Origin of the sequence: Pseudomonas brassicacearum (assembly GCF_918698105.1) — a bacterium.
In the GTDB taxonomy this organism is placed as follows: domain Bacteria; phylum Pseudomonadota; class Gammaproteobacteria; order Pseudomonadales; family Pseudomonadaceae; genus Aquipseudomonas; species Aquipseudomonas brassicacearum_F.
Map to the genome: position 1 here is coordinate 1 of NZ_CAKKMI010000026.1, position 25253 is coordinate 25253.

General features: G+C 60.7%; 28 protein-coding genes. 20 read left to right on the plus strand and 8 right to left on the minus strand.

Features of this window, described 5'->3' with window-relative positions:
• Window positions 1-202: 202 nt before the first annotated feature.
• From LQ215_RS12520 to LQ215_RS12535, 4 genes are all read left to right on the plus strand, one after another.
• Window positions 203-676 carry a MarR family winged helix-turn-helix transcriptional regulator gene (locus tag LQ215_RS12520; protein WP_230150185.1) on the plus strand — a complete coding sequence of 158 codons (474 nt, stop codon included), beginning with the start codon at window positions 203-205 and terminating at the stop codon, window positions 674-676.
• On the plus strand, window positions 673-2142 hold the full coding sequence (locus LQ215_RS12525) for an efflux transporter outer membrane subunit (RefSeq protein ID WP_230150187.1): 1470 nt from the start codon (window positions 673-675) through the stop codon (window positions 2140-2142). The genes LQ215_RS12520 and LQ215_RS12525 overlap by 4 nt, the downstream gene beginning before the upstream one ends.
• A 15-nt stretch (window positions 2143-2157) precedes the next feature.
• On the plus strand, window positions 2158-3354 hold the full coding sequence (locus LQ215_RS12530; RefSeq protein WP_230150189.1) for an HlyD family secretion protein: 1197 nt from the start codon (window positions 2158-2160) through the stop codon (window positions 3352-3354).
• A 163-nt stretch (window positions 3355-3517) separates the two neighbouring features.
• Window positions 3518-5047 carry a DHA2 family efflux MFS transporter permease subunit gene (locus tag LQ215_RS12535; RefSeq protein WP_230150192.1) on the plus strand — a complete coding sequence of 510 codons (1530 nt, stop codon included), beginning with the start codon at window positions 3518-3520 and terminating at the stop codon, window positions 5045-5047.
• 179 nt (window positions 5048-5226) lie between these two features.
• Here LQ215_RS12535 and lpxH read toward each other — a convergent pair whose 3' ends face one another.
• Window positions 5227-5976 carry a UDP-2,3-diacylglucosamine diphosphatase gene (gene lpxH, locus LQ215_RS12540; RefSeq protein ID WP_003203667.1) on the minus strand — a complete coding sequence of 250 codons (750 nt, stop codon included), beginning with the start codon at window positions 5974-5976 and terminating at the stop codon, window positions 5227-5229.
• Window positions 5973-6476, minus strand: coding sequence for a peptidylprolyl isomerase (locus LQ215_RS12545; RefSeq protein WP_003203665.1), 504 nt, complete (start codon window positions 6474-6476; stop codon window positions 5973-5975). Before LQ215_RS12545 ends, lpxH begins: the two co-directional genes overlap by 4 nt.
• A gap of 249 nt (window positions 6477-6725) precedes the next feature.
• Here LQ215_RS12545 and LQ215_RS12550 point away from each other — a divergent pair, with 249 nt between their 5' ends.
• From LQ215_RS12550 to LQ215_RS12560, 3 genes are all read left to right on the plus strand, one after another.
• Complete coding sequence (locus LQ215_RS12550; RefSeq protein WP_230150194.1) at window positions 6726-8423, plus strand: glutamine--tRNA ligase/YqeY domain fusion protein; 1698 nt, start codon at window positions 6726-6728, stop codon at window positions 8421-8423.
• Window positions 8424-8444: 21 nt separating this feature from the next.
• Window positions 8445-9827, plus strand: coding sequence for a cysteine--tRNA ligase (cysS, locus tag LQ215_RS12555; RefSeq protein WP_230150195.1), 1383 nt, complete (start codon window positions 8445-8447; stop codon window positions 9825-9827).
• A 197-nt stretch (window positions 9828-10024) separates the two neighbouring features.
• Window positions 10025-10480: a DUF2214 family protein gene (locus LQ215_RS12560; protein WP_230150197.1), complete on the plus strand. Its 456-nt coding sequence runs from the start codon at window positions 10025-10027 to the stop codon at window positions 10478-10480.
• A 189-nt stretch (window positions 10481-10669) separates the two neighbouring features.
• Here LQ215_RS12560 and csrA read toward each other — a convergent pair whose 3' ends face one another.
• The gene (gene csrA / locus LQ215_RS12565; protein ID WP_003179932.1) at window positions 10670-10864 is read right to left on the minus strand and encodes a carbon storage regulator CsrA; all 195 of its coding nucleotides are present in this window, start codon (window positions 10862-10864) and stop codon (window positions 10670-10672) included.
• Window positions 10865-11112: 248 nt separating this feature from the next.
• Between csrA and LQ215_RS12570 the strand changes: the two genes are divergently transcribed.
• Window positions 11113-11478, plus strand: coding sequence for an SPOR domain-containing protein (locus tag LQ215_RS12570; RefSeq protein WP_230150199.1), 366 nt, complete (start codon window positions 11113-11115; stop codon window positions 11476-11478).
• A gap of 144 nt (window positions 11479-11622) precedes the next feature.
• Here LQ215_RS12570 and LQ215_RS12575 read toward each other — a convergent pair whose 3' ends face one another.
• Window positions 11623-12312, minus strand: a complete 690-nt coding sequence (locus tag LQ215_RS12575) for an endonuclease (protein WP_230150200.1) — start codon at window positions 12310-12312, stop codon at window positions 11623-11625.
• 5 nt (window positions 12313-12317) lie between these two features.
• Window positions 12318-12566: a DUF1654 domain-containing protein gene (locus LQ215_RS12580; RefSeq protein WP_025212909.1), complete on the minus strand. Its 249-nt coding sequence runs from the start codon at window positions 12564-12566 to the stop codon at window positions 12318-12320.
• Between the two features lie 247 nt (window positions 12567-12813).
• Between LQ215_RS12580 and LQ215_RS12585 the strand changes: the two genes are divergently transcribed.
• The 8 genes from LQ215_RS12585 (at window position 12814) to LQ215_RS12620 (ending at window position 20357) form a co-directional block, all read left to right on the plus strand.
• A complete protein-coding gene (locus LQ215_RS12585; RefSeq protein WP_230150202.1) occupies window positions 12814-13260 on the plus strand; it encodes a hypothetical protein in 447 nt (148 codons plus the stop codon).
• Between the two features lie 133 nt (window positions 13261-13393).
• Entirely contained in the window at window positions 13394-14350 is a 957-nt protein-coding gene (locus LQ215_RS12590) for a sugar ABC transporter substrate-binding protein (protein WP_095962809.1), read from the plus strand.
• Window positions 14351-14408: 58 nt separating this feature from the next.
• Window positions 14409-15962: a sugar ABC transporter ATP-binding protein gene (locus LQ215_RS12595; RefSeq protein WP_230150204.1), complete on the plus strand. Its 1554-nt coding sequence runs from the start codon at window positions 14409-14411 to the stop codon at window positions 15960-15962.
• Window positions 15959-16936, plus strand: coding sequence for an ABC transporter permease (locus LQ215_RS12600; protein WP_230150205.1), 978 nt, complete (start codon window positions 15959-15961; stop codon window positions 16934-16936). Before LQ215_RS12595 ends, LQ215_RS12600 begins: the two co-directional genes overlap by 4 nt.
• Before the next feature lie 3 nt (window positions 16937-16939).
• Window positions 16940-17959, plus strand: coding sequence for a LacI family DNA-binding transcriptional regulator (locus LQ215_RS12605; protein ID WP_153388551.1), 1020 nt, complete (start codon window positions 16940-16942; stop codon window positions 17957-17959).
• A gap of 23 nt (window positions 17960-17982) precedes the next feature.
• Entirely contained in the window at window positions 17983-18897 is a 915-nt protein-coding gene (rbsK, locus tag LQ215_RS12610) for a ribokinase (RefSeq protein ID WP_230150206.1), read from the plus strand.
• Window positions 18894-19298: a D-ribose pyranase gene (gene rbsD, locus LQ215_RS12615; protein ID WP_230150207.1), complete on the plus strand. Its 405-nt coding sequence runs from the start codon at window positions 18894-18896 to the stop codon at window positions 19296-19298. Before rbsK ends, rbsD begins: the two co-directional genes overlap by 4 nt.
• A 30-nt stretch (window positions 19299-19328) precedes the next feature.
• Entirely contained in the window at window positions 19329-20357 is a 1029-nt protein-coding gene (locus tag LQ215_RS12620) for a nucleoside hydrolase (RefSeq protein ID WP_230150210.1), read from the plus strand.
• 45 nt (window positions 20358-20402) lie between these two features.
• Here the strand turns inward: LQ215_RS12620 and LQ215_RS12625 are convergent, their stop codons facing one another.
• The gene (locus tag LQ215_RS12625) at window positions 20403-20600 is read right to left on the minus strand and encodes a hypothetical protein (RefSeq protein WP_230150212.1); all 198 of its coding nucleotides are present in this window, start codon (window positions 20598-20600) and stop codon (window positions 20403-20405) included.
• A 128-nt stretch (window positions 20601-20728) separates the two neighbouring features.
• On the opposite strand from LQ215_RS12625, the gene LQ215_RS12630 reads away from it, so the two are divergent.
• Both LQ215_RS12630 and LQ215_RS12635 read left to right on the plus strand, forming a co-directional pair.
• Window positions 20729-21034, plus strand: a complete 306-nt coding sequence (locus LQ215_RS12630; RefSeq protein ID WP_230150214.1) for a hypothetical protein — start codon at window positions 20729-20731, stop codon at window positions 21032-21034.
• Between the two features lie 162 nt (window positions 21035-21196).
• Window positions 21197-21511 carry an I78 family peptidase inhibitor gene (locus tag LQ215_RS12635; RefSeq protein WP_230150216.1) on the plus strand — a complete coding sequence of 105 codons (315 nt, stop codon included), beginning with the start codon at window positions 21197-21199 and terminating at the stop codon, window positions 21509-21511.
• 67 nt (window positions 21512-21578) lie between these two features.
• On the opposite strand, the gene LQ215_RS12640 is transcribed toward LQ215_RS12635, so the two are convergent.
• Together LQ215_RS12640 and LQ215_RS12645 are read right to left on the minus strand one after the other, a co-directional pair.
• Window positions 21579-21791 (minus strand): cold-shock protein, encoded by a 213-nt coding sequence (locus LQ215_RS12640; protein WP_007905882.1) that lies wholly within the window; start codon window positions 21789-21791, stop codon window positions 21579-21581.
• A 289-nt stretch (window positions 21792-22080) separates the two neighbouring features.
• Entirely contained in the window at window positions 22081-22383 is a 303-nt protein-coding gene (locus LQ215_RS12645; RefSeq protein WP_230150218.1) for a hypothetical protein, read from the minus strand.
• Window positions 22384-22753: 370 nt separating this feature from the next.
• Here LQ215_RS12645 and thrS point away from each other — a divergent pair, with 370 nt between their 5' ends.
• Window positions 22754-24676 (plus strand): threonine--tRNA ligase, encoded by a 1923-nt coding sequence (thrS, locus tag LQ215_RS12650; RefSeq protein WP_230150220.1) that lies wholly within the window; start codon window positions 22754-22756, stop codon window positions 24674-24676.
• Window positions 24676-25227, plus strand: a complete 552-nt coding sequence (infC, locus tag LQ215_RS12655) for a translation initiation factor IF-3 (protein WP_169432615.1) — start codon at window positions 24676-24678, stop codon at window positions 25225-25227. The genes thrS and infC overlap by 1 nt, the downstream gene beginning before the upstream one ends.
• Window positions 25228-25253: the final 26 nt, after the last annotated feature.

The window sequence follows — 25253 nt, forward strand, 5'->3', positions numbered from 1 at the left end:
CGCGATAGCGGTATGACATTCAACACCTCCGTTGATTGACACACCGCTATCGCGAGCAAGCTCGCTCCCACATTTGTTGCCCACAGATTTATCTGCGTTTCGGCTGTTAGTGCATAGCAAGCTAACTATTTGATTGACATTTGCTGCCTAAGCAGTAATATCCCGACATACATTCACTGCCTAGGCAGCAAACGGTGGTCAGATGAAGCATTTCACCCCAGACAACTTTCGCAATTGCCATCTCGGCATGCTGCTCGGCCGTGCCGCGCTGCTCAAGGACCGGATCATCGACACCCACATGGAGCCCGTCGGCATCACCGCCGCGCAGTTCAAGGTGTTGATCATCATGGCCCAGTACGGCATCGAGACGCCGGCCGAGCTGTGTCGCTACCTGTCCCTGGACAGCGGCTCGATGACGCGGATGCTCGATCGCCTGGAGCAGAAAGGTTTCCTGGCCCGTGAACGCTCCGCCCAGGACCGCCGGCAAGTGCGCCTGGTGCTGACCGAAGCCGGCCAAGCCCTCGCCGATCGCCTGCCGTTCATCGGTGCCGAGGCCATGAATCAATTGGCCGGCGCCATCAGCCCCGAGGAGCTGAAAACCCTCGAACAGATCCTCAAGAAAATTCTGCTCGCCGCCGGTGACCCCATCACCGTGTCGCGAATGGGGGAAAAATGAAGCGTAGAACCTTGCGTACCCGATTAAGCCTGGTGGTCTTGGCCATGAGCCTGGCGGGCTGTGCCAGCTACAGCGGTCTGAAGACCGAAGGCGTCAGCCTGGAGGCCCAAAATCTCAAGGCTGGGCAATCGCTGAACGGCGTCACGCTGTCGCAGGCCGCGTGGCCGAAAAGCGATTGGTGGAAGAGCCTCGGCGATCCACAACTCGATGGCCTGATCCGTGAAGCCCTGCGCGATAGCCCGGACATGCAGATCGCCAGCGCCCGGGTGCATCAGGCCAGTGCCGCCGCCTATGCCGCCAACGCGGCGCGCCAGCCGACCCTGGATGCGAGCGGCGGCGCCAGCCGTTCGCGACTGTCCCGTGACCAAGACCCGCGAGGGCAGGGCGGGGCGTACAGCACCCTGCGCACCTTGGGGGTGGACTTCAATTACAACTTCGACCTCTGGGGCGGCCAGCGTGCCGCCTGGGAAGCCGCCCTCGGCCAGGCCCGTGCCGCCGAGATCGATCGCCAGGCCGCGCAACTGACCCTGGCCGCCGACGTGGCCCGGGCCTACAGCGACCTGGGCCAGGCCCACATCATCTATGACCTGGCCTCCGAGGACCTCAAGCGCACCCGGCAGATGCTCGACCTGAGCAAGCGCCGCCTCACTGCCGGGATCGACAGTGAATATCAGTTCCAGCAGACCGAAAGCCTGGAAGCCAGCGCCGACGCGACCCGCATCGACGCGGAGAAACGCCTGCAAAGCGCGAAAATCGCCCTGGCGGTGCTGCTGGGCAAAGGCCCGGACCGCGGCAATGAAATCCCCCGGCCCAACGTGCTGCAAGCCAGCGCGGTCGCCTTGCCGTCGAACCTGCCGGCCGAGTTGCTGGGGCGTCGTCCGGACCTGGTCGCGGCACGCTGGCGGGTCGAGGCGGCGAGCAAGAACATCGAGGCCGGCAAGACCAACTTCTACCCCAATCTCAACTTGAGTGCAGCCGCCGGGACCCGGTCGTTGTTGGGCGATGCGATGTTCGGTTCAGCCAGCCGCTTCTTCAATGTGGCGCCGACGGTGTCGCTGCCGATCTTCGATGGCGGCCGCTTGCGGGCCGACCTGGATGCCCGGGACGCCGATTACGACCTGGCGGTGGCGCAATACAACAAGAGCCTGGTCACGGCCCTTGGCGATGTCAGCGACACCATCAACCAATTGCGTGACATCGCTCGCCAGATCGGCGCGCAGCAGCATGCAACCGATATCGCACAGAGCTCCTATGACACGGTGGTCCAGCGCTACGGCTCGGGCATCGGTAATTACCTGGACGTGCTGAGCATCGAGCAGCAATTGCTCCAGGCCCAGCGCCAACTGGCGAACCTGAATGCCGACCAGATCGATTTGTCGATCCAACTGATGCAGGCCCTGGGCGGTGGTTTCGAGGCCCAGACACTGGCGGCGGCCACCCCGGCCTCTACCACGCCAAATAACTGATTCGAGGTACTTGTCATGGCGACTGCCGAAACGACTCAATCCGAACATGCGCAGGACGGTAACCCACGCAAGCGCAAGGTCATGCTGCTGACGCTGGCGCTGCTGGTCATTCTCTCGGGCCTGGGCGTCTGGGCCTGGCACGAACTGTATGGTCGCTGGAGCGAAAGCACCGACGATGCCTATGTGAACGGCAACGTGGTGGAAATCACGCCGCTGGTCACCGGCACCGTGGTGAGCATCGGGGCCGACGACGGCGACCTGGTGCGTGAAGGCCAGGTGCTGGTGCAGTTCGACCCGAACGACGCCGAAGTCGGGCTGCAAAGTGCCCAGGCCAACCTGGCCCGGACCGTGCGCCAGGTGCGTGGGTTGTACAGCAACGTCGATGGCATGCGCGCGCAGGTCAATGCGCAAGAAGCCGAAGTGCAGAAGGCCCAGGAAAACTACAGCCGACGCAAGAACCTGGCGGCCGGCGGGGCGATTTCCAAGGAGGAACTGTCTCACGCCCGCGATGACCTGACCTCGGCGCAGAACGCCTTGGCCAATGCCCGGCAACAGCTCAAGACCACCAGTGCCTTGGTGGACGATACCGTGGTGTCGTCCCATCCCGACGTGCAGTCCGCCGCCGCGCAGCTGCGCCAGGCCTTCCTGGCCAACGCCCGCAGTACCTTGATCGCACCGGTCACCGGTTATGTCGCCAAGCGCACCGTGCAACTGGGCCAGCGGGTGCAGCCGGGCACGGCGTTGATGGCGGTGATCCCGCTGGATCAGCTGTGGATCGACGCCAACTTCAAGGAAACCCAACTGCGCGACATGCGCATCGGCCAGCCGGTGGACATCGAAGCCGACCTGTACGGCAGCGATGTGAAGTACAGCGGCACCATCGACAGCCTCGGTGCCGGGACCGGCAGCGCGTTTGCCTTGTTGCCGGCGCAGAACGCCACCGGCAACTGGATCAAGATCGTCCAGCGGGTGCCGGTGCGCATTCACATCAATGCCCAGGAGCTGGCCAAGCATCCGCTGCGGGTCGGCCTGTCGACCCAGGTCAGCGTCGACCTGCACGACCAGAGCGGCCCGGTACTGGCCCAGCAGCCACCGCAGAAAGCCTCGTTCAGCACCCAGGTCTACGACCGACAGCTGGCCGATGCCGACGCGATGATCGCCCGCCTGATCCATGACAACAGCGCGGCGGCCAGCAAGACCGTGCAGCGCTAGTCAGTTACCGCATGAACCTGTGGGAGCGAGCTTGCTCGCGATGGCATTGGAGCCGCCAGCATCGGTGGTGACTGATACACCGCTATCGCGAGCAAGCTCGCTCCCACAGAGTTTGTGTCTTGCCTTAAGGGATTTCGCCACCTTCGCTTCATAGGATTTCGCAATGAGCAATAACGCGTCCTTCACGCCGCCCAGCCTGTTGCTCAGCACCATCGGGCTGTCGCTGGCGACGTTCATGCAAGTGCTCGACACCACCATTGCCAACGTTGCCTTGCCGACCATTTCCGGCAACCTGGGCGTCAGCTCGGAGCAGGGTACTTGGGTAATTACCTCGTTCGCGGTGAGCAACGCCATCGCCCTGCCGCTCACCGGCTGGCTGAGCCGGCGGTTTGGCGAGGTGAAGCTGTTTTTGTGGGCAACGATGCTGTTCGTGATCGCTTCGTTCTTGTGCGGTATTTCCACCTCAATGCCGGAGCTGATTGGCTTTCGCGTGCTCCAGGGGCTGGTGGCCGGGCCGCTGTACCCGATGACCCAGACCTTGCTGATTGCCGTGTACCCGCCGGCCAGGCGCGGCATGGCCCTGGCGTTGCTGGCGATGGTCACGGTAGTGGCGCCGATTGCCGGGCCGATCCTCGGCGGCTGGATCACCGACAGCTACAGCTGGCCGTGGATCTTCTTCATCAACGTGCCCATCGGCGTCTTCGCCGCGTTCGTGGTGCAACAGCAACTCAAGGCGCGGCCGGTGGTCACCAGCCATCAACCGATGGATTACGTGGGCTTGATCACGCTGATCATCGGCGTCGGCGCGCTCCAGGTGATCCTCGACAAAGGCAACGACCTGGACTGGTTCGAATCGAACTTCATCATCATCGGTGCGCTGATTTCAATCGTTGCCCTGGCGGTGTTCGTGATCTGGGAAATGACCGACCGTCACCCGGTGGTCAATCTGCGCCTGTTCGCCTATCGCAACTTTCGCATCGGCACCATTGTGCTGGTGGGGGGCTACGCCGGGTTCTTCGGCATCAACCTGATCCTGCCGCAGTGGCTGCAGACACAGATGGGCTACACCGCCACCTGGGCCGGGCTGGCGGTGGCGCCCATCGGCATCCTGCCGGTGGTGATGTCGCCCTTCGTCGGCAAGTACGCCCACCGGTTCGACCTGCGTGTGTTGGCCGGGTTGGCGTTCCTGGCCATCGGCCTGAGCTGTTTCATGCGCGCCGGCTTCACCAACGAGGTGGATTTCCAGCACATTGCCCTGGTGCAATTGTTCATGGGCATCGGCGTGGCGCTGTTCTTCATGCCGACCCTGAGCATCCTGATGTCGGACCTGCCGCCGCACCAGATTGCCGACGGCGCGGGGCTGGCGACGTTCCTGCGGACCCTGGGCGGCAGCTTTGCCGCGTCCCTGACCACCTGGATCTGGATCCGCCGTGCCGACCAGCATCACGCCTACCTGAGCGAAAGCATCAGCACCTTCGAACCGGCCACCCGCGAGGCCCTCAACCAGCTCGGCGGCGCCAGTGCGCCGGCCTATGCCCGACTCGAGCAGGTCCTCAACAGCCAGGCGTACATGCTCTCCACCGTGGATTACTTCACGCTGCTGGGCTGGGCGTTCATGGGGTTGATCGTGCTGGTGTGGCTGGCGAAGCCGCCGTTTGCGGCGAAGGCCGGGCCTGCATCGGCGGGGCATTGATTCAGCGGTGAAATGCAGTCCAGTGTAGGAGCAAGCTTTTGTGGGAGCCGAGCTTGCTCGCGATGAGGCCCTTCCAGTCAATATCTCTGTTGTCTGTTACGCCGCCATCGCGAGCAAGCTCGGCTCCCACAAAAGCTCGGCTCCCACAGAAGCCTGCTTCCACAGGGGCTGTGGGGTCTTTAAGTGCTTGGCAACGCCAACTGCGCATTACCAAACCCAAACGGCGCCAGCGCAAAACCCTGTTCGTCCACCTGCAACGCCCAGCCTTGCTTGTCCCAATCCCCCAGCACGATGCGCCGGGCGGCGTGTTCGCCCAGTTGCAGCTTGTGGATGGCGGGACGATGGGTGTGGCCGTGGATCAAGGTCTTCACGCCGTATTGCTGCATGATCCGCGGGATCTCTTCGGGCGTGACGTCGACGATGTCATTGGCTTTCATGCGTGTCTGCGTGCGGCTTTCGCTGCGCAGTTTACGCGCCAGTTTCTGGCGACTGCCCAGCGGCAGGTGCCGCAGGACGAACAGCGTGACCGGGTTGCGCAGCCAGCGCCGCAGCTTCATATAGCCTTCGTCGCGGGTGCAGAGGCTGTCGCCGTGCATCAGCAGCACCGGCTCGCCGTTGAATTGCACGACACTCGGATCCTTGAGCAGGGTGCAGCCGGCCGCCTTGCAGAAGGCCTGCCCCAGCATGAAGTCGCGATTGCCGTGCATCAGGAAGATGGCCGTGCCGCTGTCGCTCAATTCGCGCAGGGCCTGGCAGATGGAACGCTGGAACGGCGTCATGGCATCGTCGCCGATCCAGGCTTCGAAAAAGTCGCCCAGAATGTACAACGCTTGCGCCGAGCGGGCGCGTGTGGCGAGTAAATCCAGAAACGCCCGGGTGATGTCCGGGCGCTCCTCTTCCAGATGCAAGTCTGAAATCAGCAATATCACTCAATGATCTCGGCTTTCTCGATGATCACGTCTTCTGCCGGGACGTCCTGGTGGCCGGCCTTGGAGGTGGTGGAAACGCCTTTGATCTTGTCGACCACGTCGGTGCCTTCGATCACTTCACCGAACACTGCATAGCCCCAGCCTTGGGTGGTCTTGCCGCTGTGGTTCAGGAAGCTGTTGTCCGCCACGTTGATGAAGAACTGCGCGGAGGCCGAATGCGGCTCCATGGTACGGGCCATGGCGACGCTGTACTTTTTGTTCGGCAGGCCGTTGTCGGCTTCGTTCTGGATGCTTGGGCGCTTGTCTTTCTTTTCCTTCATGCCTGGCTCGAAACCGCCGCCCTGGATCATGAAGTTACCGATGACACGGTGGAACACGGTGTTTTCGTAGTGGCCGGCCTTGACGTACTCGACGAAGTTGGCAACGGTCAGCGGTGCCTTCTCGGCGTTCAGTTGCAGGACGATGTCGCCGTGGTTGGTGGTCAGTTTGACTTTGCTCATGATCGGTACTCTTTCAAGGAATTCGTGGGTTTCGGGGCTGTGATGCCCGCAACCGGTCTGGCTGTTACGGGCCAGGCTGGGCAGTTTAGCGTGCCGGGCACGAATTTCGAGGCTGTTTTTCATCTGGCCGTCGATTAAATTCAATCGTTTGCCGGCCTGGCCTGTCAGGTGCTTGACAGCATCGGCTATGATACGGGCTTTGATTTATCAGGCCGCACCCGGCCGCGCACTTGTCTGTTCAAGGATCCTATGAGCAAGCCCACTGTCGACCCTACCTCGAATTCCAAGACCGGCCCGGCCGTGCCGGTCAACTTCCTGCGCCCGATCATCCAGGCGGACCTGGACTCGGGTAAGCACACACAGATCGTCACTCGCTTCCCGCCAGAACCCAACGGCTACCTGCACATCGGCCATGCCAAGTCGATCTGCGTGAATTTCGGCCTGGCCCAGGAGTTCGGCGGCGTCACGCACTTGCGTTTCGACGACACCAACCCGGCCAAGGAAGACCAGGAATACATCGACGCGATCGAAAGTGACGTCAAGTGGCTGGGTTTCCAATGGTCCGGTGAGGTGCGCTACGCCTCGCAATATTTCGACCAGTTGCACGACTGGGCAGTGGAACTGATCAAGGCCGGCAACGCCTACGTGTGCGACCTGACCCCCGAGCAGGCCAAGCAATACCGTGGCAGCCTGACCGAGCCGGGCAAGAACAGCCCGTTCCGTGACCGCAGCGTGGAAGAGAACCTGGACCTGTTCGCCCGCATGCGTGCCGGTGAGTTCCCGGACGGCGCTCGGGTGCTGCGCGCCAAGATCGACATGGCTTCGCCGAACATGAACCTGCGCGACCCGATCATGTACCGCATCCGTCATGCCCATCACCACCAGACCGGCGACAAATGGTGCATCTACCCCAACTATGACTTCACCCACGGCCAGTCGGACGCCATCGAAGGCATCACGCATTCGATCTGCACCCTGGAGTTCGAAAGCCATCGTCCATTGTACGAGTGGTTCCTCGAGCACCTGCCGGTGCCGGCTACCCCGCGCCAGTACGAATTCAGCCGCCTGAACCTGAACTACACCATCACCAGCAAGCGCAAGCTCAAGCAACTGGTGGACGAGAAGCACGTCAACGGCTGGGACGACCCGCGCATGTCGACGCTGTCGGGCTTCCGTCGTCGCGGCTACACGCCCAAGTCGATCCGCAATTTCTGCGAAATGGTCGGCACCAACCGTTCCGACGGCGTGGTGGACTTCGGCATGCTGGAATTCAGCATCCGTGACGATCTCGACCACAGCGCCCCGCGCGCCATGTGCGTGCTGCGTCCGCTGAAAGTCGTGATCACCAACTACCCGGAAGGCCAGGTCGAGAACCTCGAGCTGCCGCGCCACCCGAAAGAAGACATGGGCGTGCGCGTCCTGCCGTTTGCCCGGGAAATCTACATCGACCGTGAAGATTTCATGGAAGAGCCGCCAAAAGGCTACAAGCGCCTGGAGCCTGCCGGTGAAGTGCGCCTGCGTGGCAGCTACGTGATCCGCGCCGACGAGGCCATCAAGGACGCCGACGGCAACATCATCGAACTGCGCTGCTCGTACGATCCCGACACCCTGGGCAAGAACCCGGAAGGTCGCAAGGTCAAGGGCGTGATCCACTGGGTGCCGGCCGCCGCCAGCGTCGAGTGCGAGGTGCGCCTGTACGATCGCCTGTTCCGTTCGCCGAACCCGGAAAAGGCCGAAGACAGCGCCAGCTTCCTGGACAACATCAACCCTGACTCCCTGCAAGTACTCACTGGTTGTCGTGCCGAGCCTTCGCTGGGCAACGCACAGCCGGAAGACCGTTTCCAGTTCGAGCGCGAAGGTTACTTCTGCGCGGATATCAAGGACTCGAAACCCGGTGCTCCGGTATTCAACCGTACCGTGACCTTGCGCGATTCCTGGGGTCAGTGATCAAGTCTTAAGGGAAACCCTGTGCTTACGATCTACAACACGCTCACCAAGAGCAAAGAAGTCTTCAAGCCGCTGGATGGCAACAAGGTCCGCATGTACGTCTGCGGCATGACCGTGTACGACTACTGCCACATCGGTCATGGTCGCAGCATGGTCGCCTTCGACCTGGTAACCCGCTGGCTGCGATTCAGCGGTTATGACCTGACCTACGTGCGCAACATCACCGACATCGAAGACAAGATCATCAACCGTGCCCGCGAAAACGGCGAGCCTTACGATGCGCTGACCGAGCGCATGATCAAGGCCATGCACGAGGATGAGGCGCGCCTCAATATCCTCAAGCCGGACCTGGAGCCCCGTGCCACGGACCACATCCCGGGCATGCTGAGCATGATCCAGACCTTGATCGACAAGGGCTACGCCTACGCACCGGGCAATGGCGACGTGTACTACCGCGTCGCCAAGTTCCTGGGCTACGGCAAGCTGTCGCGCAAGAAGATCGAAGACCTGCGCATCGGCGCGCGTATCGAAGTCGACGAGTCGAAAGAAGACCCGCTGGACTTCGTGCTGTGGAAGGGCGCCAAGCCGGGTGAGCCGAGCTGGGAATCGCCATGGGGCGCCGGGCGTCCGGGCTGGCACATCGAATGCTCGGTCATGTCCACCTGCTGCCTCGGTGAGACTTTCGACATTCATGGCGGCGGCAGCGACCTGGAGTTCCCACACCACGAAAACGAAATCGCCCAGAGCGAAGCAGCCACCGGCAAGACCTACGCCAACGCGTGGATGCATTGCGGCATGATCCGGATCAACGGCGAGAAGATGTCCAAGTCCTTGAACAACTTCTTCACCATCCGCGACGTGCTCGACAAGTACCACCCGGAAGTCGTGCGTTACCTGCTGGTGTCGAGCCACTACCGCAGCGCCATCAACTACTCGGAAGACAACCTCAAGGACGCCAAGGGTGCCCTGGAGCGTTTCTATCACGCGTTGAAGGGCCTGCCGAGCGTGCCGCCTGCCGGAGGCGAAGCCTTCGTGGCGCGTTTCACCGAAGTGATGAACGACGACTTCGGTACGCCGGAAGCCTGCGCGGTGCTGTTCGAGATGGTGCGTGAGATCAACCGCCTGCGTGAGAGTGATCTCAATGCCGCGGCCGGTCTGGCGGCCCGCCTGAAAGAACTGGCCAGCGTGCTGGGTGTGTTGCAGCTCGAAGCCGATGACTTCCTGCAGGCCGGTGCCGAAGGCCGCGTGGACGCCGCCGAGGTTGAGGCGCTGATCGAGGCGCGCCTGACTGCGCGCGCCAACAAGGATTGGGCCGAATCCGACCGCATCCGCGACCAGCTCACCGCCATGGGCGTGGTGTTGGAAGATGGCAAGGGCGGCACGACCTGGCGCCTGGCGGACTGAAATCTTTAAAGCTCGCAATACCCCTGTGGGAGCGGGCTTGCTCGCGATAGCGGAATGTCAGACAACATTGTTGTCGACTGATACACCGCCATCGCGAGCAAGCTCGCTCCCACATTTTTTTGTGGCCAGCCTGGCAATCATTGTTTTATGAGCTAGTACTGTCAGGTCGATTCGACGTTCTCTGGCAGGACTCTTCCATGTTGGCTCATTGGTCTCTCGCGGCAATTCATCTGCTGGCGTTCGCCCTTGGATTCTGGGCGGTGCTGACGCGCGGCACGGCGCTACGACGCCTGGCTGGCGGTGCGGACGCGGTTCGCAGTGTCTTGGTCGCTGACAACCTGTGGGGCCTGTCGGCGCTGGTGTTGTTGGTGACGGGTGGGATGCGGGCGTTTGGCGGGTACGAAAAAGGCACGGATTATTACCTGCACCAACCGCTGTTCCACCTGAAGATGACCTTGCTCCTGCTGATCCTGTTACTTGAGATCGTGCCAATGATCGCCCTGGTCAAATGGCGGATGGCGCTGGGCAAAGGGGCTGCGATCGATCCTTCGAAAGCCGGCCGGTTTGCACGAATCAGCCACATCGAAGCCTTGCTGCTGATCTTGATGATGATCGCCGCCACGGGCATGGCGCGTGGCGTGAGCCTGGGTTGAACAGCCGCGAATGCCCGCTTCGTCATCATTAAAACGAAACGTCTGACAGCCATGCTAAGCGCCATGCCATTAGTATCGGTTCAACGGACTGGACGAAAAAAGGTGGGGAGGGGTGAGGCACGGTCGACCAGAATCTTTAGCCAGCCATTGCGGCGATGCAAACGGGCTGGCTACGGACTGCAGCAAGGCTCAGGGCGTTTGCGGCTTGTCGGGGGCAGTGAGGCCCGCCTGAATACGCTGGTAAATCTCTTCGCGATGCACCGCAACGTTTTTCGGGGCGTTGATGCCGATCCGGACCTGTTGGCCGCTAACGCCCAGAATGGTGATCGTGATGTCGTCACCAATGTTTATGCTTTCACCGACTTTGCGGGTGAGTATCAGCATGGTGTTCTCCTTGATTGCTTTATAGGGCACCTGATTCAGACAGTGCAGATGTCGGTACTGCTTATAGATTAGTGCTAAGTGTCACAATGTGGGTGCCTCTTTCTGACGTACAGATGCAGCATTAATTCCCAGGGTGCGACTATACAGAGACGCCGGGCAGGATTCTCGTGTTTTGAGCACTGTTTGCGGCGATCTTGAGGGGCGCGGGTGCTAAAATCCGTGTCTCATGTCTTCCGAGGGAAACGTTTGTGCGCAAATTGGCTTGGGTTATCGCGGTATTGGTGCTGGCAGGATGCGGTGAGGGGCGTGACGTCGAAGCACCGAAGCCCAAACCCGTAGCGACCTCCGCACCGGCCGCCGCTGCCGCGCCGCAGTGGGCCGTCGAGGTTCGTGGCGAGACGCCGCAAGCAGTCAGCGACCTGACCGGTTGGCTCATCGAACACAGCTTCATGTCGAACGTGGTGCGGGAAAACGGCAAGGAGCGCGTCCTGGTCGGTCCTTTCAGCTCCAAGGCTGAGGCCGAAACCAAGCAGGAGCAGGTGACGGCTGCCCTGGTCCGGGCGAAAAAACGCAACATCGAGACGTTGGTGGTGGATTACCCGACGGCCCTGTAATCGGGCAGCATAAACAAGTCAGTCAAGCCACAAAACCTGTGGGAGCGAGCTTGCTCGCGATAGCGGTGGATCAGCCAATGTTGATGTTGACTGACATGCCCCTATCGCGAGCAAGCTCGCTCCCACAGTTTCATAAATGCCAGGTCAGCCGCAGGCCTTCATATTCACCGGCCCCACGAACTCGTTGCCACGGCCCATGACGCACGCCACGCTCTGGTTGCGCTGACGCTCCCAGCTTTCGACCGGGTAGGTCTTGTCCCAAGCTTCATACAAGCGCCGGTCCTGTTTCGAGAGGCGCAGGCCATATTGCTTGCTCATGTAGAAATAGGTCCGGGCGATCATGCCCCGGATAGAAGGGCGGGGCATGACCTTCTTGGCCTTGAAGTCCACTTGGGTCAGGCATGAGCCGTATTGGCCCTTTTGTTCCGGCAACCAGCCGAAACTGAAATTGCTGCGATCGCCATTCACTTCCCCGATGCTCGGCACCAGGTTGTGCAGGTCGGCCTCGGCCCGCTGATAAACCGGATCATGGCGCGTGCAATTCTTGCGACCGCCTTGCTGCCAGCATTGACGCTGATGGCCGATCTGCCACGCCGGGACAATATGTTCCCACTCGATGCGAGCGGCGCGGCTGGCATTCTTGCGCGGTACATAACCGCAGGCGGCCAGGTTCACGCGATTGCCGGTGTATTTGCAGCCACAGTAGAACTCGGTGGATTGTGGTGCGTAGAGTTTCCAGGCGACTTTCTTGGCTTCGTTGAAGGTGCGCGGAGCACCGGCCTGCGCGCCGATGGCGATAAACACAAGCAAAAATGCTAAACAGCGAACACTCATCAGATTCAATCTTCCTTCGGCACAACCCAGAAAACCTGCACACCACCATCGTCGCGATAGGCGAGGGTCACGTTGTCGTTCTCGTCGATTTCTTCCAGCAGGCGCTCCCACTCGTCCACCGGCTCGTCGGGAAGGCGGAAGATCAGGGCTGCCTTGGCTTTTTGCGCGGTGGGGGCGTTGATGATTTTCGAGACCCGCAGGCCGAGTCGTGTATAGGAATCTAAGGGGGTAGTTGCAGCAGAGGGCGTGGCCACAGGATTATCCTTATTAAGCTGTACGTGCGTACAGTATTTAACCGTAGGCAATTACGCAACTGCTTAAAATTCAAGAAAATCGTCTGACAGCACTTTTTTCATTTTGGTGTAGGAGAAAGGAATGTTTATTGGATGGCATCAACGGGTGGATCAACCGCTCTGGCCGGTGAAAGATTTGCGCGAGGGCTAAAGAAATTGTTTCAGCGGACGATGTCCTGCGTAGGAATCCCATCCATGGAGTTTTGTCATGTCATTTTCAGTCGGCTTTCCCAACGCGGCGGCCGTGACCATCGGCGGTCAGTCCGCAGCCACCCTGAAGGCCTTGAACGAGGCGAGTACCGAGGCCGCCGATGAGGCCTTGGGCGAGACGCAAACGCCCGGCAAGGTCCGTACGGGGACCGGCGCGCAAGCGGCCGATCAGGCACAAGAGGGCGGCAGCACCCAGAGCATTGCCGTCCAGGTATTGCTCAAGCGGATGCAAGAGCTTCAGCAACAGCTCAGGGAGCAGCAGCAACAACTGGCTGCTGCACAGGCGCAGGCCTACCCAACCCCGGAAGCCAAGAGCTCGGCAGTCATGGCGATCCAGGGCCAGATCGCCGACACCAGTGGCGCGTTGCTGGAGGTCACCGGCCATTTGGTCACGGAGCTGGCAAAGGGCGCCAGTTCGGGTACGGTAGTCAATACAACAGCCTGAGTTGCGACGTTGCGGATGAAACCGCAACGTTGACAAATCCCTGAACCCTTACCATAGTTCACTTCACGCAAACGTTTGCGCGGCGTTCCGTGCATTGATTTGCTCACAATAATCATAAGATCGGAGTGAACCCATGAAGTTGCCATTCGCTGGACGCCTTCTCGCTGTTGCCATGCTCGCGGCCGCATCCGCTGCGCTGCCTATCTCCTCGGCATTCGCCCAGACCGCAGAAAAACCCAAGGTCGCCCTGGTCATGAAATCCCTGGCCAACGAGTTCTTCCTGACCATGGAAGACGGCGCCAAGGCGTATCAGAAGGAACACTCCGCCGATTTCGACCTGATCTCCAACGGGATCAAGGATGAAACCGACACCGCCAACCAGATCCGCATCGTCGAGCAGATGATCGTGTCCAAGGTCGATGCGCTGATCATCGCGCCAGCGGATTCCAAGGCCATGGTGCCGGTGATCAAGAAAGCCGTCGACGCTGGCATCACAGTCATCAACATCGATAACCAACTTGATCCAGCCGTGGTCAAGAGCAAGAACATCACCGTGCCGTTCGTAGGTCCGGACAACCGCAAAGGGGCGCGCCTGGTGGGCGAGTACCTGGCCAAGCAGCTCAAGGCCGGTGACGAAGTCGGCATCATCGAAGGCGTATCCACCACCACCAATGCTCAGGCACGCACCGCAGGCTTCAAGGATGCGATGGAGGCGGCGCAGGTCAAGGTCGTTTCCCTGCAATCGGGTGACTGGGAAATCAACAAGGGCAACCAGGTTGCCGCGTCGATGCTCAGCGAATACCCGAACATCAAGGCACTGCTGGCCGGTAACGACAGCATGGCGGTCGGCGCTGTATCGGCCGTGCGCGCGGCGGGCAAGGCGGGCAAGGTGCAGGTAGTCGGCTACGACAACATCAATGCCATCAAGCCGATGCTCAAGGACGGTCGTGTCCTGGCGACGGCCGACCAGTTCGCCGCCAAGCAGGCCGTGTTCGGCATCGAGACGGCGCTGAAGATCCTCAAGGGCGAAAAAGTCGACAGCGGTACCAACGGCGTTATCGAAACTCCAGTCGAGCTGGTGACCAAGTAGTAATCCTGGCGACACAACGGTGCTCGCCCATCCGGGCGAGCGCATTGGAGAGTTTGTTATGTCCGTTCGCGACCCGAACGCTGTCCTGTGCGTCAGCGGTATCGGCAAGACCTATGCCCAACCGGTACTGACCGACATCAACCTGACGTTGATGCGCGGTGAAGTGCTGGCGTTGACCGGCGAAAATGGCGCCGGCAAAAGCACCTTGTCCAAGATCATCGGCGGGTTGGTGACGCCGACGACCGGGCAGATGCAATTTCAAGGTCAGGATTATCGCCCTGGCAGCCGGACCCAGGCTGAAGAGCTGGGCGTGCGCATGGTGATGCAGGAACTCAACCTGCTGCCGACCCTTTCCGTGGCCGAAAACCTGTTTCTCGACAACCTGCCCAACCACGGCGGCTGGATCAGTCGCAAGCAATTGCGCAAGGCGGCCATCGAGGCCATGGCCCAGGTAGGGCTCGATGCAATCGATCCCGACACGCTGGTCGGCGAACTGGGGATCGGTCACCAGCAAATGGTCGAGATCGCCCGTAACCTGATCGGCGACTGCCATGTGCTGATTCTCGATGAGCCAACGGCGATGCTGACGGCCCGCGAAGTCGAAATGCTCTTTGAGCAGATCACTCGCCTGCAGGCGCGTGGCGTGTCGATCATCTACATTTCCCATCGCCTCGAAGAACTGGCGCGGGTCGCCCAGCGCATTGCCGTGCTGCGTGATGGCAACCTGGTCTGCGTCGAGCCGATGGCCAACTACAACAGCGAAGAACTGGTGACCCTGATGGTCGGCCGGGAGCTGGGCGAGCATATCGACCTGGGTCCACGCCAGATCGGCGCGCCGGCGCTGACCGTTAAAGGCCTGACACGCTCCGACAAGGTCCGTGATGTGTCCTTTGAAGTGCGCAGTGGCGAGATCTTTGGTATCTCCGGCCTGATCGGGGCAGGGCGCACCGAGCTGTTGCGGCTGATCTTCGGTGCCGATACCGCTGACAGTGGCACGGTGGCGCTGGGTTCGCCGGCCCAGGTCGTGAGCATTCGCTCCCCGTCCGATGCGGTGGCCCATGGCATCGCGTTGATCACCGAAGACCGCAAGGGCGAAGGCCTGCTGCTGACCCAATCCATCGCCGCCAACATTGCCCTGGGCAACATGCCGGAGATTTCCAGCGCCGGCCTGGTCAATGGCGATGCTGAACTGGCCTTGGCACAGCGGCAGGTCGACGCCATGCGCATCCGCAGTTCGAGCCCGACCCAGTTGGTGTCCGAGTTGTCGGGCGGCAACCAGCAGAAAGTGGTGATCGGGCGTTGGCTCGAACGCGATTGCGCGGTCATGTTGTTCGACGAGCCGACCCGAGGCATCGACGTGGGTGCCAAATTCGACATTTATGCGCTGCTCGGCGAGCTGACGCGCCAGGGCAAGGCGCTGGTCGTGGTGTCCAGTGACCTGCGGGAACTGATGTTGATCTGTGACCGAATCGGCGTGCTGTCCGCCGGACGCCTGATCGACACCTTCGAGCGCGACAGCTGGACCCAGGATGACTTGCTTGCCGCCGCATTCGCCGGCTACCAGAAACGTGATGCGTTGCTCAACGAAGCAGCGCCTAGGGATCTTTCATGAAAACCGCATCTGCCGTCGGCAAAACGAGTGGCAACTTCTATGGTCTCGGGACCTACCTGGGCCTGGCTGGCGCGCTGCTGGCCATGGTCGCGCTGTTCTCGGCCCTGAGCAGCCACTTCCTGTCCTATGACACCTTCAGTACCTTGGCCAACCAGATTCCGGACCTCATGGTGCTGGCCGTCGGCATGACGTTCATCCTGATCATCGGAGGCATCGACCTGTCGGTGGGGTCGGTGCTGGCGCTCGCGGCCTCGACGGTCAGCGTGGCCGTGCTCGGCTGGGGCTGGAGCGTCTGGCCCTCGGCCTTGCTCGGCATGGCCGTGGCGGCGCTGGCGGGAACGGTCACCGGTTCGATCACCGTGGCGTGGCGGATTCCATCGTTCATCGTCTCCCTCGGCGTGCTGGAAATGGCCCGGGGCCTGGCGTACCAAATGACCGGCTCCCGGACTGCCTACATCGGCGATTCATTCGCCTGGCTGTCCAACCCCATCGCCTTTGGTATCTCACCTTCGTTCATCATCGCCTTGCTGGTGATCTTCATTGCCCAGGCAGTGCTGACCCGTACCGTGTTCGGCCGCTACCTGATCGGCATCGGCACCAATGAAGAGGCCGTGCGCCTGGCGGGTATCAATCCAAAACCCTACAAGATCCTGGTGTTCAGCCTGATGGGCTTGCTGGCCGGTGTGGCCGCGCTGTTCCAGATTTCGCGCCTGGAGGCGGCGGACCCGAACGCCGGTTCAGGGCTCGAACTGCAGGTCATCGCCGCCGTGGTCATCGGCGGCACCAGCCTGATGGGCGGGCGAGGTTCGGTGATCAGCACCTTCTTTGGCGTGCTGATCATCTCCGTACTGGCGGCGGGCCTGGCGCAAATCGGCGCTACTGAGCCGACCAAGCGCATCATTACCGGTGCGGTGATCGTGGTGGCGGTCGTGCTCGATACCTATCGCAGCCAGCGCGCCAGCCGGCGGGCTTGAGCCATGGCGACGATCAAGGATGTAGCGGCGCTCGCGGGGATTTCCTACACCACTGTGTCCCACGTGGTGAACAAGACGCGGCCGGTCAGCGAAGAAGTGCGGCTCAAGGTCGAGGCGGCCATCGAGCGCCTGGATTACGTGCCCAGCGCCGTGGCCCGGTCGCTCAAGGCCAAGACCACCGCGACCATCGGCCTGCTGGTGCCCAACAGCCTCAACCCTTACTTTGCCGAGTTGGCCCGGGGCATCGAGGATTACTGTGAGCGCAATGGCTATTGCGTGATCCTGTGCAATTCCGACGACAACCCGGACAAGCAACGCAGCTACCTGCGGGTGCTGCTGGAAAAACGCATCGACGGCCTGATTTTCGCGTCCGCCGGCGGTGATGTCGGCCTGGCCGAGGGGCTGTCCAACGTGCGCACGCCCATGGTGATCGTCGACCGCGGGCTCGACGGCGTCGACGCCGACCTGGTGCGCATCGATCATGAATACGGCGCGTACCTGGCGACCCGGCACTTGCTCGAGCTGGGTCACCACGATATCGCCTTCATTGGCGGCCCGGCCGATACCAGCGTGGCGCAAATGCGTCTGGCCGGTTATTGCCGAGCGTTGAAAGAGGCTGGGATCGAGCTGCCTGTCGAACGCATGCTCGAGAGCGATTTCACCAGCACCGGCGGCTACCGCGCCGCGGCGCAACTGCTTGAACAGATGCCGCCGAGCGCGATTTTTGCAGCCAACGACATGATTGGCATCGGTGTACTGCGCGCTGCCGCTGAACGCAACGTGCGCGTGCCCAGCGAACTGTCGGTCATCGGTTTCGATGACATCCAGATGAGCCGTTATGTCTACCCGGCGTTGACCACGGTCGGGCAGTCGATCCTGCAGCTCGGCGAGATGGCGGCCGAAGTGCTGCTGCGACGAATTGCGACGCCGGGCCTTGCCATCGAACAGCGGATCGTGACGCCGAGTATTGTCCTGCGAGAGTCGACTGCGCCGCTGTCCGGTACATTCGCCCAATACCGCTGAACCGAATTGATGAGTAGAGATGTATGCCAGCAAAAGTAGTGGTAATAGGCAGCCTGAACATGGACCTGGTGACCCGGGCGCCACGTCTGCCGCGTGGTGGTGAAACACTGATCGGCGAGTCGTTCTCCACCATCCCGGGCGGCAAGGGTGCCAACCAGGCGGTGGCCGTCGCGCGCCTGGGGGCGCAGGTATCGATGGTCGGTTGCGTGGGCAATGATGCCTACGGCGAACAATTGCGTAACGGGCTATTGGCCGAGGGCATCGACTGCCAGGCGGTCAGCGTGGTGGAGGGGGCCAGCGGCGTGGCGCTGATCGTCGTCGACGACAACAGCCAGAATGCGATCGTTATCGTCGCCGGTGCCAACGGTGCGCTCACCGCCGAGGTCCTGGACGGTGTCGATGAAGTGCTGCAAAGCGCCGATGTCGTCATCTGCCAGCTCGAAGTGCCGGATGCCACCGTCGGCCACGCCCTCAAGCGCGCTCGAGAGTTGGGCAAGATCGTCATCCTCAACCCGGCGCCAGCCTCTCGGACGTTGCCCGCCGACTGGTACGCCTGCATCGACTACCTGATTCCCAATGAAAGCGAAGCAGCGGTCTTGAGCGAACTGGCGGTGGACTCCCTGGAAACCGCCGAAGCCGCCGCGGCGCATCTGATCGCCGCCGGCGCCGGCAAGGTGATCGTGACCCTGGGTGCCCAGGGCTTGCTGTTTGCCAACGGTGCCAGCTTCGAACACTTCCCGGCCCCGCGGGTCAAGGCGGTGGACACCACGGCGGCCGGAGACACCTTTGTCGGCGGCTTCGCGGCAGCCCTGGCCAGCGGCAAGAGCGAGGTCGACGCGATTCGTTTCGGCCAGGCCGCCGCCGCGCTGTCGGTCACCCGCGCGGGCGCGCAGCCTTCAATCCCCACGTTGCTGGAAGTACAGGCTTTCAAATCATGAAAAAGACGCCGTTGTTGAATGTGGCACTGTCACGACTGATCGCTTCCCTGGGCCATGGCGACAAGGTGGTCATCGGCGATGCCGGCCTGCCCGTGCCGCCCCAGGTCGAATTGATCGACCTGGCCCTGACCCATGGCATTCCTGACTTTGTCAGCACCTTGAAGGTGGTGCTCAGCGAAATGCAGGTAGAAAGCCATGTCCTGGCCGAGGAGATCCTCGAAAAACAACCGTCGGCGCTGACGACCCTGGAGACACTGCATGCCGAGGGTGCGCTGGGCGAGCGGGCGCTGGTCAGCCATGAACAATTCAAGATCATCAGCCGACAGGCGCGGGCGATCATTCGCACAGGCGAGTGCTCTCCGTACTGCAATATCGTGCTCGTCGCTGGAGTGACGTTCTAACCCTATCCAACCCTGCACAAGGAGTGCGCCATGCACCGCTATGCTCAGAAAATGCATCAACTGATCCGGAGTCTGCTGCTTTTGTCATTGATCACCGCTACGAGCGCCCAGGCGGCGGAAAAAATCGACCTGATCATCGACACCGATCCAGGGGCCGATGACGTGGTGGCGCTGTTGTTCGCCCTGGCGTCGCCCGAGGAGCTGCATATCCGTGCGCTGACCACCGTCGCCGGCAATGTGCGCCTGGACAAGACCTCTCGCAACGCTCGCCTGGCCCGGGAATGGGCGGGGCGCGAAGACGTGCCGGTGTATGCCGGTGCGCCGAAACCGCTGATGCGCACGCCGATCTACGCGGAAAACATCCATGGCAAGGAAGGCCTGTCGGGTGTCACCGTGCACGAGCCGAAGAAGGGGTTGGCCCAAGGCAATGCCGTCAACTACCTGATCGACACCCTCAAGGCGGCCAAGCCCCACAGCATCACCATTGCCATGCTTGGCCCGCAGACCAACCTGGCCCTGGCGTTGGTGCAGGAGCCCGACATCGTCCAGGGCATCAAGGAAGTGGTGATCATGGGCGGTGCGCATTTTAACGGCGGCAATATCACGCCGGTGGCTGAATTCAATCTGTTCGCCGACCCGCAGGCGGCCGAGGTCGTGGCCAAGAGCGGCGTGAAGCTCACGTACCTGCCGCTGGACGTGACCCACAAGATCCTCACCAGCGAAGCGCGCCTCAAGCAGATCGCGGCGTTGAACAACAATGCCAGCAAGCTGGTGGGCGATATCCTTAACGAATACGTCAAGGGCGACATGGAGCACTACGGCATGACGGGCGGGCCGGTGCATGACGCGACGGTGATTGCCTATCTGCTCAAGCCGCAGTTGTTCACTGGTCGTTCGGTCAATGTCGTCGTGGACAGTCGCGAGGGCCCGACGTTCGGGCAGACCATCGTCGACTGGTACGACGGCCTGAAAGCGCCGAAGAACGCGTTCTGGGTGGAAAACGGTGATGCCCAAGGCTTCTTCGACCTGCTGACCGAGCGCCTGGCGCGCCTCAAGTAACCTGCCTGGCTGTGCCCCCGCAGGTTGGGCCTGCGGGCGTGAGCATCAGTCCACGACGTTGACGGCACTCGGGTAGCGTTCGAATGCCTGCCGGATGAAGTTGCGGGCGACGTCCGTCCCCAGTTCCTTCACCAGCAATTCTATGCCGATGATTGCCAGTTCCTCGGGGCTGCTCGGGCTATAGGAACTGTGGCCCTCCGACCATTTGGCATTGATGTTGGCTTCGATGCTGACGGTGCTCATGGTAGGGCTCGCGAGTTGGAGGACTGTAGGTGAAGTTAAGCATTTTTGCCCCCGGTTTGGCACTGCGACTTAGGCATTGGAGGAGGGCTGTGCGACACTCTTTTTTTTGTTTTTGAAGGAGCCCCGCCGTGCAGATCGATTTGAACGCTCCGGATGGCCTGACCCTCGATGCGGTTCGTCAATTGCTGGCTTCGGCCAGCGATGACGAGCATACCCAGCTGCGCGTGACCAAGGGCGGTATCGCCTATTTGTCCTCGGGTGTGGTCGGTGGTGCGGACATCGATGGTTTGCTGTTTCGGCTCGAGACTTGGGCGAAGGGTTCGGGCTACGTCGGACGGGTCGCGGCCAGCGACGAGGTCTGGGTCATGCAGATCTACAATGCATTGAAGGAAAACTGGCCCAATCCTCCGTTTGATTACATCGACGTTTATTGAGCGGTGTTCATATCCAGTCACGATTCATGTCTGAACAGCGCTGGCGGCTCAGGCAAACTGCCGGTTTTCCGGATGAACCAGGCCGACGGCTGTAGTGTTGAAACCAAGCGCTATTTGGGTTGTCGCACGCTCTCTGTTTATTTATCGAAAAAAGGAGGCTTCATGCCTTGGAAGCTCGCGTCATTGAGTACTCTGTTGGCTGCCGTGGTCTTGAGCGGTTGCAGCAGCACCTCGGAATCGACCCCCGAACCCGTGGCGACCGAGACCGGTCATAGCCGCTGCGAAGCAAAGGGCGCCGAGTTCGCCATTGGCAAGCAGGCCTCGCCGCAGTTGCTGGAGCAGGCCCGTACCCGTGCCGGTGCGCAGAATGCGCGGATCCTCAGACCCAACGACATGGTGACGCTTGAGTACCGCTCCGATCGCCTGAACCTCAATACCGATGCCAACCTGGTGGTCAACCGGGTGAACTGCGGCTGACTGGCGGTTTTCAATCGCCCATAAAAAACCCCGTCACATGGACGGGGTTTTTTAGTGCGCGGAGAAATTACTCAGCGCGAACTTGTGCAGCTTGCATACCCTTTTGGCCTTTCTCAGCCACGAAGGAAACGGTCTGGCCTTCTTTCAGGCTTTTGAAACCGTCGCTTTCGATAGCTTTGAAGTGTACGAACAGGTCGTCACCGCCACCTTGAGGAGTGATGAAGCCGAAGCCTTTTTCATCGTTGAACCATTTAACGGTGCCGGTTTGGCGATTAGACATGGTGTATCTCCAAGAAACATATATTTTCAGTGTACTGTGCTGCTCAGGCCAACTGGGCACACCCGGGTATCATAGTCGAAATGTTCGATTTGGGACCCCCCCAGACGCGCTGTTTGCCAATCAGTCGTGTTTACTTTACCGCCTTTACCCGCTGAAAGGCCCGGTTTTAAAGGCTTTGAGCCGAAAGTAAAGACGATAAAAAAAGCTGTAAAACCTGAATAAATCGTTCGAAATAGCCTGAAATCAGTGTTTTTCAACCCTGTCGGGCCTGTTCAGAAAGCCTGTTTTCTTACTTTTTCGCCTTGTCATCGGCCTTGCATTTTGCGATCTGCCCCAGGGCCTTTTGCTGCAGCTCCGGGGTGGCCTTGTTGTCCATCAAGGCCTGGATGTCCGAGGCCGGGTAGGACTTGATCGCATCGGCGCCACAGGCGCAATGGGACTTGGCCGCGGCCGCGCCGATCTGGGGCGTTGCGGCTTGCGTGCATTGGGCCATGTATTTTTCGCGCTCGCCCTTGGGCCAGTCGGCATGGGCGGTCAGTGGAAGCAGCAGGACGAGGGGGGCGACTACTGCGAACAAGGTGTTCAGACGCATGCGAAGGTGCTCCTTTCGGGTCGATGTCTTGATATCTGAGGCGTTGCGCTCGATTCAGTTCAGCACTCTGGCATAAAAACCGTGTATTTACGCCTGCTTCAATTCCCGCACGGCGATGACCGTTCATCTGTGCTAGCATGCCGGGCTCGGGTATTTCCAGGCTGCGGATGACAACTCGTCCCGGTGGCAAATGTCCGAATAACCCTGATTTGAATCCCAGTCACTCTGGTTCGGTTTCCCCGGTTGGCCGCAAGGCTCCTGCCGCTGTAAGGCAGGCGTTCGTCATTGAATGGCCTGGACTGGATCTTGTACTGGCTCATCCCAACCCACGTGACCTTTGGTAGGGGTCACCACTAGGAGAGGAGGCGCCATGCCAACTATTACTCTTCCCGACGGCAGTCAACGTTCATTCGATCACCCGGTTTCCGTAGCCGAGGTCGCCGCATCCATCGGTGCCGGCCTGGCCAAGGCCACCCTGGCCGGCAAGGTCAACGGCAAGCTGGTCGACGCCAGTGACGTCATCGACGGCGACTCCACGCTGCAAATCATCACGCCAAAGGATGAAGAGGGGCTGGAGATCATTCGCCACTCTTGTGCGCACCTGGTCGGCCACGCGGTCAAGCAGCTGTACCCGAGCGCGAAGATGGTCATCGGGCCGGTCATCGACGAAGGCTTCTATTACGACATCGCCTTCGAGCGTCCTTTCACGCCGGAAGACATGGCGGCCATCGAACAGCGCATGCAGCAGCTGATCGAGAAAGATTACGACGTCATCAAGAAAGTCACCCCGCGTGCCGAAGTCATCGAAGTCTTCAAGGCCCGTGGCGAGGACTACAAGCTGCGTCTGGTGGAAGACATGCCGGACGAGCAGGCCATGGGCCTGTACTACCACGAAGAATACGTCGACATGTGCCGTGGCCCGCACGTGCCGAACACGCGCTTCCTGAAATCCTTCAAGCTGACCAAGCTGTCCGGCGCCTACTGGCGTGGCGATGCGAAGAACGAGCAGTTGCAGCGCGTCTATGGCACCGCCTGGGCGGACAAGAAGCAACTGGCGGCCTACATCCAGCGCATTGAAGAAGCCGAGAAGCGCGATCACCGCAAGATCGGCAAGCGCCTGGGCCTGTTCCATACCCAGGAAGAATCCCCGGGCATGGTGTTCTGGCACCCGAACGGCTGGACCCTGTACCAGGTACTCGAGCAGTACATGCGCCAGGTCCAGCGTGAGAACGGCTATCTGGAAATCAAGACGCCGCAAGTGGTGGACCGTAGCCTGTGGGAGAAATCCGGGCACTGGGCCAACTACGCCGACAACATGTTCACCACCCAGTCGGAAAATCGCGACTACGCCATCAAGCCGATGAACTGCCCCTGCCACGTGCAGGTGTTCAACCAGGGCTTGAAAAGCTACCGCGAGCTGCCGATGCGCCTGGCCGAGTTCGGTGCCTGCCACCGCAACGAGCCATCGGGTGCGCTGCACGGCATCATGCGCGTGCGTGCATTTACCCAGGACGATGCCCACATCTTCTGCACCGAAGAGCAGATGCAGGCTGAATCCGCCGCTTTCATCAAGCTGACCATGGACGTCTATCGGGATTTCGGCTTCACCGAAGTCGAAATGAAGCTGTCCACTCGTCCGGAAAAACGCGTCGGCTCCGACGAGCTGTGGGATCGCGCTGAAGCAGCCTTGGCCGCCGCCCTTGATAGTGCGGGCCTTGCGTACGACCTGCAGCCGGGTGAGGGGGCGTTCTACGGTCCGAAAATCGAATTCTCGCTGAAAGATTGCCTCGGTCGTGTGTGGCAGTGTGGTACCTTGCAGCTCGATTTCAACCTGCCGATCCGTCTGGGCGCTGAATATGTGTCCGAAGACAACAGCCGCAAGCACCCGGTCATGCTTCACCGCGCGATCCTCGGTTCGTTCGAGCGTTTCGTCGGGATTCTGATCGAACACTACGAGGGCGCGTTCCCTGCGTGGCTGGCGCCGACCCAGGCAGTGATCATGAATATCACTGATAAACAGGCAGATTTTGCCGCCGAAGTCGAAAAAACTCTCAATCAAAGCGGATTTCGTGCCAAGTCCGACTTGAGAAATGAAAAGATCGGCTTTAAAATCCGCGAGCATACTTTGCTCAAGGTTCCCTTTCTCTTGGTTATTGGAGATCGGGAGGTCGAGATGCAGACTGTCGCTGTGCGTACTCGTGAAGGTGCTGACCTGGGCTCGATGCCCGTCGCCGAATTCGCTGAGTTTCTCGCGCAAGCGGTTTCCCGGCGTGGTCGCCCAGATTTGGAGTAATTATTATTAAGCGTGAAATGAGACAAGATAAACGAGCTGCACCGAAAGCCCCGATCAACGAGAATATCTCGGCACGCGAGGTTCGGTTAATTGGCGCTGACGGCGAGCAGATTGGCATCGTCTCGATTGATGAAGCGCTTCGTATTGCTGAAGAAGCCAAGCTTGATCTGGTAGAAATTTCCGCAGACGCAGTCCCACCGGTTTGCCGGGTGATGGACTACGGCAAGTCGATCTTCGAGAAGAAGAAGCAGATTGCCGCGGCGAAGAAAAACCAGAAGCAGATTCAGGTAAAAGAAATCAAGTTTCGTCCAGGGACGGAGGAAGGGGATTACCAGGTAAAACTGCGCAACCTGGTACGTTTCCTGAGTGACGGGGACAGGGCCAAGGTATCCTTGCGATTCCGCGGCCGTGAGATGGCCCACCAGGAGCTGGGGATGGAACTCCTCAAGCGGGTTGAACAAGACCTGCTCGAGTACGGTTCGGTCGAACAGCATCCTAAGATGGAAGGACGCCAGCTGATCATGGTCATCGCCCCGAAAAAGAAGAAGTAATCACCAGGGCACGGCAGGCCTTGCGA